Here is a 456-nt window from a genome sequence, read left to right on the forward strand (position 1 = left end):
GTTTATCTCTTTTCTGCGCTCATTTTTCACACTTTTCCCCTGGCGATCGCCCTCACATTTCCTCTCTCTTTTGTGAAAACAATCACGTCCTGTCGTGCCGATGCCCAAAATTCGGTCGTTGCATAGCGGAATTTGTCCGAGGAAGTGTTAATGATTTGTGCTTAAATTAATAATTGAAACGCCTTTTCAATTATGTGAACCCATTCAACATGCTTATCAGTTGGGCGAATTTTGGCCATATGGGTTCAGGTGCATCGTACTAAGGACAAAGAATGAAAAATGAATCTGTAACCGTCACCGTTTTTCACTATCCCACCCGGCGGGTTGCCGATAGCGCCGGGCACTCTCACCCGGGAGCGGAAGGGCTGGCGAAAATGGCGATGCTGACCATCACCGCCGATGACGGCACCCAGGGCTACGCCTTCGCGCCGCCGGAAGTGGTGCGCCCGTTTGTGG

1 pseudogene is annotated in these 456 nt (G+C 50.4%); it reads left to right on the top strand.

The features are described 5' to 3' along the window. Positions 1-272: 272 nt before the first annotated feature. Positions 273-456 (top strand): annotated as a pseudogene (locus tag GVL12_RS25800) (enolase); the annotation flags it as partial.

The organism is Pantoea sp. 18069 (genome assembly GCF_902706035.1).
Lineage (GTDB): Bacteria > Pseudomonadota > Gammaproteobacteria > Burkholderiales > Burkholderiaceae_C > Comamonas.